Source organism: Variovorax sp. YR216, assembly GCF_900107745.1.
Classification (GTDB): domain Bacteria; phylum Pseudomonadota; class Gammaproteobacteria; order Burkholderiales; family Burkholderiaceae_C; genus Variovorax.
Window position 1 is genome coordinate 135553 of record NZ_FNRO01000017.1, and the last position, 10188, is coordinate 145740.

General features: G+C 67.5%; 10 protein-coding genes and 1 pseudogene. 2 read left to right on the plus strand and 9 right to left on the minus strand.

All coding sequences use genetic code 11. The features are described from left to right. Window positions 1-8: 8 nt before the first annotated feature. Window positions 9-1313 (minus strand): lysophospholipid transporter LplT, encoded by a 1305-nt coding sequence (gene lplT / locus BLW05_RS29010; protein WP_093167170.1) that lies wholly within the window; start codon window positions 1311-1313, stop codon window positions 9-11. A gap of 168 nt (window positions 1314-1481) precedes the next feature. On the opposite strand from lplT, the gene alr reads away from it, so the two are divergent. Together alr and BLW05_RS29020 are read left to right on the plus strand one after the other, a co-directional pair. After that, complete coding sequence (gene alr / locus BLW05_RS29015) at window positions 1482-2570, plus strand: alanine racemase (RefSeq protein ID WP_093167172.1); 1089 nt, start codon at window positions 1482-1484, stop codon at window positions 2568-2570. A gap of 13 nt (window positions 2571-2583) precedes the next feature. Further along, window positions 2584-3309, plus strand: coding sequence for a hypothetical protein (locus tag BLW05_RS29020; protein ID WP_093167174.1), 726 nt, complete (start codon window positions 2584-2586; stop codon window positions 3307-3309). Between the two features lie 16 nt (window positions 3310-3325). Here the strand turns inward: BLW05_RS29020 and BLW05_RS29025 are convergent, their stop codons facing one another. The 8 genes and pseudogenes from BLW05_RS29025 to BLW05_RS29060 all read right to left on the minus strand — a co-directional run. After that, window positions 3326-4303 carry a 2-dehydropantoate 2-reductase gene (locus BLW05_RS29025; RefSeq protein WP_093167177.1) on the minus strand — a complete coding sequence of 326 codons (978 nt, stop codon included), beginning with the start codon at window positions 4301-4303 and terminating at the stop codon, window positions 3326-3328. 26 nt (window positions 4304-4329) lie between these two features. Next, entirely contained in the window at window positions 4330-5118 is a 789-nt protein-coding gene (locus BLW05_RS29030; protein WP_093167179.1) for a class II aldolase/adducin family protein, read from the minus strand. Between the two features lie 56 nt (window positions 5119-5174). Further along, on the minus strand, window positions 5175-6164 hold the full coding sequence (locus BLW05_RS29035; protein WP_093167181.1) for a Bug family tripartite tricarboxylate transporter substrate binding protein: 990 nt from the start codon (window positions 6162-6164) through the stop codon (window positions 5175-5177). Between the two features lie 23 nt (window positions 6165-6187). Further along, window positions 6188-7921, minus strand: a complete 1734-nt coding sequence (gene ilvD / locus BLW05_RS29040; protein ID WP_093167183.1) for a dihydroxy-acid dehydratase — start codon at window positions 7919-7921, stop codon at window positions 6188-6190. 13 nt (window positions 7922-7934) lie between these two features. After that, window positions 7935-8747: an aldolase/citrate lyase family protein gene (locus BLW05_RS29045; RefSeq protein ID WP_093167185.1), complete on the minus strand. Its 813-nt coding sequence runs from the start codon at window positions 8745-8747 to the stop codon at window positions 7935-7937. 21 nt (window positions 8748-8768) lie between these two features. Continuing rightward, window positions 8769-9572 (minus strand): 2-oxo-hept-4-ene-1,7-dioate hydratase, encoded by an 804-nt coding sequence (hpaH, locus tag BLW05_RS29050; protein WP_093167187.1) that lies wholly within the window; start codon window positions 9570-9572, stop codon window positions 8769-8771. 6 nt (window positions 9573-9578) lie between these two features. Beyond that, window positions 9579-9983 carry a 5-carboxymethyl-2-hydroxymuconate Delta-isomerase gene (locus BLW05_RS29055; RefSeq protein ID WP_093167189.1) on the minus strand — a complete coding sequence of 135 codons (405 nt, stop codon included), beginning with the start codon at window positions 9981-9983 and terminating at the stop codon, window positions 9579-9581. Window positions 9984-9990: 7 nt separating this feature from the next. Further along, window positions 9991-10188, minus strand: a pseudogene (locus BLW05_RS29060) (3,4-dihydroxyphenylacetate 2,3-dioxygenase); the annotation flags it as partial.

The window sequence follows — 10188 nt, forward strand, 5'->3', positions numbered from 1 at the left end:
GGGGGTCATCAATGATGTTTATCGCTGCGGGCAATGGCAAGGAGGTGCTCGACTTCCTCGGGATATTTGCGCAGGTTCCGTTGATGCCACCGCTTGATGAGCCACATGAACCCGGCCACCACCACGCCGAATGCGGAGATCGCTGCGTACGCCGACATGCCCAGCCCCGTGCACGCGCTGTAGAACGCGCCGAGGATCAGGATGCAGGCCTGCTCGTTGAAGTTCTGCACCGCGATCGAGCGGCCCGCGCCCATCAGGTTGTGGCCGCGGTGCTGCAGCAGCGCATTCATCGGCACCACGAGGAAACCACCCAGGCCGCCCAGCAGGATCAGGAACGGTACCGCCACCCAGATGTTGCCGATGAAGTTCATCGCCATCACCAGGATGCCCATGCCGATCCCCAGCGGAATCACGCGGGTCGCCATGTCCAGCCGCATGCGCATCGACGCCACCACCGCGCCGATGGCCGTGCCGATCGCGACCACGCCGGTCAACGACGACGCCTGCGCGGTGTTGTAGCCCAGCGCGAGCGAGGCCCAGGCCAGGACGATGTACTTGAGGTTGCCGCCGGCGCCCCAGAACAGCGTGGTGGTCGCCAGCGAGATCTGGCCGAGCTTGTCGCGCCACAGGCGCGAATTGCAGTGCCAGAAATCCGGGAGCAGCGCCACCATGTTGCGCACGAAGCCGTATTGCGGATTGGCGCGCAGCGGGCGCATCTCGACGCCGGTGTCCGGAATCCGCGTGTTGAACCAGGCCGCGACCACGTACACCAGGATCAGCGTCGCGATCGCCGCCTCGGGCGGTGTCTCGACGCCGGTGTCGATGAACGGGAAGTTGAACGCGAGCAGGTGGCTGGAGAGCGTGTGGCCGACGAGCTGCCCGCCGAGCACGATGCCCAGAATGATCGATGCGATCGTCAGGCCCTCGATCCAGCCATTGGCCTTGACCAGCTGCGACGCCGGCAGCAGCTCGGTCAGGATGCCGTACTTGGCCGGCGAGTACGCCGCCGCGCCGAGCCCCACGATCGCGTACGCGAATAGCGGGTGCGAGCCGAACAGCATCATCACGCAGCCGACCACCTTGATCGCATTGCTGATGAACATCACCTTGCCTTTGGGCAAGGCGTCGGCGAATGCGCCCACCAGCGGCGCGAACGCCACGTAGAAGATGGTGAAGATCGGCACCAGCGCGGCGCGCTGCCATTCAGGCGCGCCGTTGCTTCGCATGAGTTCCACCGCAGCCACGAAAAGTGCGTTGTCGGCCAGTGACGAAAAGAACTGGGCCGACATGATCGTGTAGAAACCGCGCTTCATCGATGGGCAGACTGGCCAGCAACGAAATCTGGCGATGGTGGAAGAGGGGCCGCTTCAATGGCGGCTGCGCGGTTATAGCATGGGGGTGCGATGTCAAAATCGCGCGATGTCCCGTAGTGCGGGGCGTGTTTGTGTGCGTGTTTTCAGCTTTCCCTGGGGTTTTTTGCCGTGCCGCGTCCGATCCTTGCCACCATCCATTCCGCTGCGTTGCAACACAACCTCGATCGGGCGCGCCGCGCGGCCCTCGATTCGCGCGTCTGGGCGGTCGTGAAGGCCAATGCCTACGGCCACGGCATCGAGCACGTCTTCGATGCCTTCCGTGCCGCGGACGGCTTCGCGCTGCTCGATCTGAACGAAGCGGAGCGGGTGCGCGCGCTCGGCTGGCGCGGCCCGGTACTGCTGCTCGAAGGCGTGTTCGACGCGCGCGATCTCGAACTCTGTTCGCGGCTCGACCTCTGGCATGCGGTGCATTGCGACGCGCAGATCGACTGGCTGGCCGCGCACAAGACGCAGGTGCCGCACCGCGTCTTCCTCAAGATGAACTCCGGCATGAACCGGCTCGGCTTCACGCCCGAGCGTTTCCGGGCCGCCTGGACGCGGCTCAACGCGCTGCCGCAGGTCGACGAAATCTCGCTGATGACGCATTTCAGCGATGCCGACGGCCCCCGCGGCATCACGCATCAACTCGAAGTGTTCGACGAGGCCACGCGCGATCTGCCGGGCGAGCGCTCGATCGCCAACAGCGCCGCGACGCTGCGCCACGCGGCGGCGGCGCGTGCGGACTGGGTGCGGCCCGGGATCCTGCTGTACGGCAGCTCGCCGGATTTTCCGGAGCACGACGCGGCGCACTGGCAGCTCCTGCCGACCATGACGCTCTCGACCCGGCTGATTTCGGTGCAGACCCTCAAGGCGGGCGACACCATCGGCTACGGATCGCGCTTTACCGCCGAAGGGCCGATGCGGATCGGCGTCGCCGCGGTCGGCTACGCGGATGGCTACCCCCGGCATTGCGACACCGGCACCCCGGTGCTGGTGGGCGGCGTGCGCACCCGCATGGTCGGGCGCGTGAGCATGGACATGATCACCGTCGACCTCACGCCCGTGCCCGACGCCGGCTTCGGCAGCGAGGTCACCTTGTGGGGGCGAGCGTCGAACGGTGCGGTGCTCCCGATCGACGACGTCGCGAAGGCGGCAGGCACCGTCGGCTACGAGCTGATGTGCGCAGTGACGCGGCGCGTGCCGGTCGCGGTCGACTGAGTCCGCCCGCCGCGTGAAGATTCTTTCGGACTGGCGCTCGGTGCGCCTGTGGGAAACGCAGGTCGAACGCGACCTGCATCGCAGCTACAACCTGCGCGTGCACGGCTTGCTGATCGGCACCTTCACGTTGCTCGTGACCTGGCTCGTGTCGCATGCGCTGATGCTGTTCGGAGTCGATTCGCTCGCGCTGCGCTATGTGATCGCGCTGGGCGCCGGCTATGCCGCCTACCTGCTGGCCCTGCGCTGGTGGGCGCAGCGGCTGGTGCGGCGCAACGCCCGGTTCGATCCCGACGTGCCCGATCCGGGCGTCCTCGAATGGAATTCGCCGCGGCCAAGCGGCGCGATCCACCATCCTTCCGGCAGCGGCGCCTCCGACGTCGTGAGCGGTGCCCTCGAGGCCGCCGGCAGCGTGGACGAAGGGGTCGTGATCGTGGTGCCGGTGGTCGCGATCTTCCTGATCTGTGTCGCGATCGTGTGCGGCGCGGGCGCGCTCGCCATGCTGTATTTCGGCTGGGACGCGCTGCTCGCCGTCGCCATCGAGCTCGCGTTCTCGTACGCCTCGGCGCGCACCGCGATCCGCGTGGCGCGCGAGGGATGGCTGCAGGCCGCCGTGCGGCTCACCTGGAAGCCGCTGCTCGGAGCCTTGTTCTGTGCCGTGGTGCTGGGTGCGGTCATCGACCGCTTCATGCCGCAGGTGAATTCACTGCCTGCGGCGGTGCATCAGCTGCTTCACCGCTGAGTGCGCCGAGCCGGGTTCAGTACAACCCCAGTTGTCGCGTCCGCAACCGCGCCAGCCCCAGCAGCGCATCGGTGAACGGCGTCTGCACGCCTGCGAGCTGGCCGAGCTCGCGCACCGCGGACACCAGCGCATCGAGCTCCACCGCGCGGCCGGCTTCCACGTCCTGCAGCATCGAGGTCTTGAAGGCGCCGAGCTTGCGCGTGACCGCGTGGCGGTCTTCGGGGCTGTCGGCGATCGGCACGCCGATCCGCTCGCCGATCGCCTTGGCCTCCAGCATGATCGTGGAGATAAGTCCGCGCACCAGGTCGTCATTGAGGATCAGGTCGGTCGTGGCCCCGGTCAGCGCGCTGATCGGGTTGACCGTCATGTTGCCCCAAAGCTTGTACCAGACGTCCTTCTGGATCTGCGGCGAGATGCGCGTGTCGATGCCCGCGCGGGCCAGCAGTTCGCCCAGGGCCTGAACGCGCGAGGTCGATTCGCCCGATGGCTCGCCGATGATGAGCCCGTTGCCGAAGTGATGCCGCACCACGCCCGGCGCGTCCAGCGCGCAGCTCGCATGCACCACGCCGCCGACCACATGCTTCGCCGGAATCGCCGCGTCGATCTTTCCGCCCGGATCGACCGCCTGCAGCTGCGCGCCCGCCACGGGGCCGCCGAAGCCACCCTGCAGGAACCACCATGGCACGCCGTTCATGGCGGTGAGCACGATGGTGTCGGGCCCGAGCAGCGGCGCGATACGTTCGGCCACTGCAGGAAGCGCCGGTGCCTTCACGGCCACGATCACCAGTTGCTGGACGCCGAGCGCCGCCGGATCGTCGCTGGCATTGACCGGCACGGTGACGCGCTTGTCGCCGCTCACCAGCGTGAGGCCGTCGCGCTTGAGCGCTTCGAGCGTTGCGCCGCGCGCCACCACGTCGAGCTCGCAGCCCACTTGCGCGAGCTTCGCGCCGATCCAGCCGCCGATCGCACCGGCGCCGTAGATGCAAACCTTCATGATTTAAGTCCGAGCCTTCAGTTCTTTCAGTTCTTGTAGGAGGTATCGATACGATCGACCTGGCGCACCAACGCGTCGAAGACGTCCTGGCCCGCGCCGTGATTGGGATTGAACTGCAGCGCATCGCGCGTGCACTTGCGGGCGATGTCTTCCGACACCGGAATCGCCGCACCCATCGAGAACGTCGCCATCTGGATCTCGCAGGCGCGCTGCAAGGTCCAGAGGATCGCGAACGTCTGCGGCAGCGTCTGCCCCCAGGCCAGCAGGCCGTGGTTGCGCAGGATCACCGCCGGCCTGTTGCCGATGCTCTTGAGCAGGCGCGGCCCCTCGTCGGCATGGATCGTGATGCCTTCGAAGTCGTGGTACGCGACCATGTCATGCAGTTGCGCCGTGTAGAAATTCGTCTGCTGCAGGCCACCCTGCAGGCAGGCCACCGCGACGCCGGCAGTGGTGTGGGTGTGCATCACGCAATGCGCATCGGGAAGTCCGTCGTGGATCGCCGCATGCACCGTGAAGCCCGCGGGGTTGACCGGGTACGTGGAGCCGTCGAGCACGTTGCCGTGCAGGTCGATCTTGACCAGGTTGCTCGCCGTCACCTCGCTGTAGTGCAGGCCGAACGGGTTGATGAGGAACTGCTTCTCGCCGCCGGTCACGCTGTCCGGCAGGCGCACCGTGATGTGGTTGTAGATCATCTCGGTCCACCCGAGCATCGCGAAGACGCGATAGCAGGCCGCGAGCTGCAGCCGCGCTGCGCGCTCGTCGGGGTGGAGGGCCGGGTGGACCAGCGCAGAAGGCGCGGAGGAGGGAGTGCTCATTTCGTTTCCTTCAAAGTTCCAACAATCTCCCCCGGCGCCTTCAATGCGCGCGAGGGTCAGCTTTCAGCCGTGAAGCCGATCTCTTTCACGATCGGCGCCCACTTGGCCGTGTCCTTCTTCAACAGGTCGGCGAGTTCGCCCGGCGTCGACGACATCGCCTCCAGGCCAAAGCCGGCGAGTCCGTCGATCACATCCTTCTGCGCCAGCGCGTTCTTCATCGCCGTGTTCAGCCGCCCGACCACGTCGGACGACGCCTTCGCCGGCAGCAGGAAGGCGAACCACTCGCTGTGCGCCATGTTCTTGAGCCCCTGCTCGCCGAAGGTCGGCACATCGGGCGTGAAGCGGCTGCGCTTCTCGCCCGACACGCCCAGGATGCGCACCTTGCCGGTGGGCAGGTGCTGCATGATGTCGCCGATCGGGCCCGACACCGCCGAGATGTTGCCGCCCAGCAGGTCCAGCATCGCGGGCTGCGTGCCGCGATAGGCGGCATGCTTGAGTTCGAGGCCCGCGCTCTTGCCGAGCAGCGCACCGATGAAATGCGGCGTCGAGCCCGCGGCCGGCGAGCCGAAGTTGCCGCCGGTCGGATTGGCCTTCACCCACTGCAGGAATTCCGGAACCGTCTTCACGCTCAGCGGCACGGCCGGGCCGACCGCGAAGCCGAAGTCGAACACGCAGGCCAGCGACACCGGCGACAGGTCGACCATCGGGTCGTACGGCAGCTTCTTGTAGATGTGCGGGTAGATCGTGAGGATCGAGGTCGGCGTCTGCAGGATCGTCGCGCCGTCGGCCGGCTGGGTCTTCACGTAGGTCACCGCGATCTGGCCGCCGGCGCCGGTCTTGTTTTCCACCACGACCGACTTTGCATAGCCGGGCGTCATCGCCGTCGCGAGGCGGCGGCAGGTGGTGTCCGAGGTGCCGCCGGCCGCGAAGCCGGTGATGATGCGCGCGGTCTCGAAGCCCGCCTGCGCGAAGGCCTGCTGGCCGATGCTGGCAAGCAGTGCGGTGGCGCCGGTGGTTTGCAGCAGGCTGCGGCGAGTGAGGGTCATGATGTCTCCAAGGGGGTGTGGCTTCAGGACTCGTCGCGCAGCCACGTGACCGCGCCCGAGTGGGTCACCGCGCCCTGGTGAGCCGGGCGCACGGTGTGCGCGTATTTTTCCAGCAAGCCACCATGCCGGACCCCCGCGTTTACCTCACGTTTGGCAATTCGCGCGGCGATCTCCGCGTCCGTCAGTTCGACCGTGATGCTGCGCGCCTCGGGCCGGGCATCGATCGTGATGACGTCGCCGTCGGCCAGCGCCGCGATCGGCCCGCCATCGGCCGATTCCGGCCCGGCGTAACCGATGCACAGCCCGCGCGTCGCGCCCGAAAAACGCCCGTCGGTGAGCAGCGCCACCTTGTCGCCCATGCCCTGCCCGTAGAGCAGCGCGGTGATGCCGAGCATCTCGCGCATGCCGGGGCTGCCTTTGGGACCCTCGTTGCGGATGACGATCACGTCACCCGGTTCGTAGCGACGGTTCTGCACCGCCGTCTGTGCCTCTTCCTCGGAATCGAAGACGCGCGCCGGCCCGCGATGGACCAGCGTCTTCAGGCCCGCCGTCTTGAGCAGCGCGCCATCCGGGCAGAGATTGCCCTTGAGCACCGCCAGCCCGCCGTCGCGCGAGATCGCATTGCCGGCCTTGCGCACCACGCGTCCGTCGGGCTCGGCGGCGTCGGCGATTTCCTCGGCCAGCGTGCGGCCGGTGAAGGTCATCGCATCGCCATGGAGAAAGCCCTGTTCGAGCAGCGTGCGCAGGATCACGCCCGCGCCGCCGATGTAGTACACATCGCGCGCCAGGTACTGGCCGCCCGGCCGCAGGTCGGCAATGAGCGGGGTGCGCGCAAAGACCTCGGCCACGTCGTCGAGGTGGAACTTCAAGCCCGCTTCGTGCGCGATGGCCGGCAGGTGCAGCGCCGCATTGGTCGAGCCGCCGGTGGCAGACACCACCGCGCAGGCGTTCTCCAGCGCCTTGCGCGTGACGATGTCGCGCGGCAGCGGGCCGTCGTTCATCACCGCGCGCATCAGCGCCCTGGCGGCGCGACGCATCAGCGGCGCACGTTCGCTGAACACCGCCGGCACCATGCTGGAGCCGATCGGCGCGAGTCCGAGCGCTTCGGAGACCATGCCCATGGTGTTTGCGGTGAACTGCCCCGCGCATGCGCCGGCGGTCGGCAGGCAGGCGCGGCTCATCGCTTCGAGGTCATTCGCCGTCGCATCGCCGGCCAGCACCTTGCCGATGGTCTCGTAGGTGTCGACCACGTTGATGTCGCGCCCATCCGGCCCCGGCGTCTGGCCCGGCAGCGCCGAGCCGCCGTGCACGAACACGCTCGGTACATTGCAGCGGACCATGCCCATCATCAGCCCCGGCAGGTTCTTGTCGCAGGCGCCGATACCGAAGATGCCGTCCCACTGGTGCCCGCGCGTGGAGGCTTCGACGCTGTCGGCGATCAACTCGCGCGAGATGAGCGAGAAGCGCATGCCCGAGTGCGCCATCGTGAGCCCGTCGCTCACCGACACCACCGGGCATTCGTGCGGCGTGCCGCCGCCCGCGTAGATGCCGGTCTTGGCATGTTGCGCCTGCTCGCGCAGGTTCAGGTTGCACGGGCTCATCTCGCCGCCGGTGTGGAACACGCCGACGTGCGGGCGCGCGATGTCTTCGTCGTCCTGCCCGAGCGCGTGCAGGAAGCTGCGCGTGGTCGCGCGGATCACGCCGTCGCGGATGATCGCGGAGCGGAAGGTCTTGCGCGGGGAACTGGCGTCGCTCATGTCGGGCGAACGATCAGTAGGTGCCGCCGGACTGCGGCTTTGCGGCCGCGCCGTTCTTGAAGCGCGCGGCGAGCGCGGTCGTGTGGCGCACCAGCAGGTTGGTGTCGAGTCCGACCGCCACGAAGAGCGCGCCGAGTTCGAGATAGCGCTTTGCCAGCGCTTCATCCGGCGTCAGGATGCCGGCGGCCTTGCCCGCGCGGTTGATGCGCGCAATCGCATCCTCGATCGCCGCCTGCACCTCCGGATGGCTCGAATTGCCGAGATGGCCCATCGATGCCGAAAGGTCGGCCGGGCCGATGAAGACGCCATCCACGCCGTCGACCGCAGCGATCGCATCGAGGTTCGCGAGCGCCTCGCGTGATTCCGCCTGCACCAGCAGGCAGACGCGGTCGTTCGCTTCCTTCGCGTAGGCCGGATAGCGGCCCCAGCCCGATGCACGCGCACCGCCCATGCCGCGGATGCCATGCGGCGGATAGCGCATCGCACGAACGATCGCCTGCGCCTGCTCGGCGGTGTCGACCATCGGCACCAGCAGCGTCTGCACGCCGAGGTCGAGGTACTGCTTGATCAGCGCCGCGCCTGCGTCGCCGTGGCCGAGCGGCACGCGCGCGATCGCGTTCGCACCCGGGTAGGCCGCAATCGCCTGCGCCTGTTGCAGCACGCTCTGCAGGCCGTTGGGCGAATGCTCGCCGTCGATCAGCAGCCAGTCGAAGCCGGCACCGGCGCAGATCTCCGCGCTGTACGCATCGGCGAGGCCGAGCCAGAGGCCGATCTGGGCGCGCTTTTCGATGAGGGCTTGTTTGAAGAGGTTCGTAGGGGTTTGCATGTTTGTTCTTTCAGTCGGCGTTCAGACGAAGCGGAAGGCGATCGAACCCAGCGGGCCGTAATCGGCATGGAAGGTGTCGCCGGGCACCGCGTTGGTCGGCCGCGTGAACGAACCGCCCAGCACGATCTCGCCCGCTTCGAGGTGCTCGTCCCATGGCGCGAGCTTGTTCGCGAGCCAGGCCACGCCGGTGGCCGGATGGTTGAGCACCGCGGCGGCCACGCCCGATTCCTCGATCACGCCGTTCTTGTAGAGCAGGGCGCTGACCCAGCGCAGGTCCACCGCATCGGGCTTCACCGGCCGGCCGCCCATCACGATGCCGGCATTCGCCGCGTTGTCCGCGATGGTGTCGAACACCTTGCGCATGACCTTGGTGTGGCGGTCGAACTGCTCGATGCGCGCGTCGATGATCTCGATCGCCGGCACCACGTAGTCGGTGGCCGCGAGCACGTCGAAGATCGTCACGTTCGGCCCCTTGAGCGGCTTGCCGAGCACGAAGGCGAGCTCCACCTCGATGCGCGGCGCGATGAAGCGCTTGAAGGGAATGTCGCCGCCCTGCTCGAAGAACATGTCGTCGAGCAGCGTGCCGTAGTCGGGCTCGGTGATCTGGCTGGCCTGCTGCATCGCGCGCGAGGTGAGGCCGATCTTGTGGCCCTTGACCGTGCGGCCTTCGGCGATCTTGGTCTTGACCCATTCGCGCGAGATCGCGTAGCCGTCCTCGATGGTCATTTCGGGGAAGCGCTTGGAGAAGTGCTCGACCTGCACGCGCGACTTCTCGCTTTCGTGCAGTTCGGCGGCGAGTTGCTGGATGACGTCCTTGGCAAGCATGGCGATCTATTTGTTGAAGAGTGGATGCAGGTTGCTGTGCTTCCCGTCGTACACCTGGCCGGGGCTTTCGTCCACGTTGAGCGTGATGCCGATGAGGCGCTTGGCGAAGACCGGTTCGAAGTGCCGCTTCGCGCTGTCGATGATCGCGTCGCCGGCGCGCTTCTTCACCGCGTCGCTGCGTCCGGCCCCCATGCGCAGGTTCAGATAGACGAAGGCGTAGTCGCCCTTGCCGTCGGCCACCGCATAGTGCGCGGCCGGATAGGCGAGCACGCGCGTGCCACCGGTCGGAAAGACCTGCTTGCCCGCTTCGTCGCGTTGTTCGAGCATGGTGTCGGCCAGCGTGCGGCACAGCGCAGTCATGTCGGTTTCGCGCTCGATGTTCGGTGTGTAGAGGATGACGAGATGCGGCATGAGGACCTCAGAGGCGTGAAACAGCCTGGAAGCCCTCGGCGCTCGACGCCTGGGCCTTCGGGATGGCGCGGCCGTCCTGTGGCGTGACCGGGAAGATCGCGTTGATCTGCCCGGTGCCCGAGGAGCCGAAGTAGGGCGTCACCACTTCCGCCTTGCCGTCGTAGGCCGACCAGCCCAGCGCGCCGAGGATCATCGCGGTGTCGTG